Source organism: Pedococcus sp. P1_H8 (assembly GCF_056405175.1).
The window spans coordinates 1-552 of record NZ_JBFUCP010000106.1 but is presented as its reverse complement, the minus strand read 5'-3'; the positions used below and the strand labels follow the sequence as shown (position 1 = coordinate 552).

At 76.1% G+C, this 552-nt stretch carries 1 protein-coding gene; it reads right to left on the bottom strand.

The features are described 5' to 3' along the window. A partial coding sequence (locus AC1DYG_RS19075) for an alpha/beta fold hydrolase (protein WP_477641434.1) occupies window positions 1–552 on the bottom strand: 552 nt, incomplete at both ends.

Below are 552 nucleotides of genomic sequence, written 5' to 3'. Positions count from 1 at the left end.
GTGGTGGGTACCCGGACCGCCGGCAGCGAGTTCGCCTCCCGGGTCATGGCCCGGTACCAGGACAGTGCCGCGGTGAGGGCGCCCGGCTCGGTGAGTACCCGCAGGTGCGCGTCCACCCGGGCCGGATCGACGTCGCCGAACACGGCACGCAGCCGGCGGCCGTCGTCGGCCAGCAGCAGGGTCTCGGCGCGGTCGCCGTCGCGGAAGAGGTCGATGTAGCGGGACCGGTCGCGCTGGTCGTCGTCCTCGCGCCGGGCGCGGCTGAACGCGGTGGGGTGCGGGACCGACACCGCGGTGAGGGTGCGGATGCGGTCGGGGTGCGTCGCGGCGACGGCCCAGGCCACCGCGGCACCCCAGTCGTGGCCGATCAGGTGGACCGAGTCCAGTCCCAGGGCGTCGAACAGGCCCACGACGTCGCCGACGAGGGGGGGCATCGCGTAGTGCTCGACGCCGACGGGGCGGGCGCCGGGGGAGTAGCCGCGCTGCGCCGGGGCGATCACCCGCAGTCCGGCGGCGGTGAGGTACCCGGTCAGCTCCAGCCAGCACGCCGGG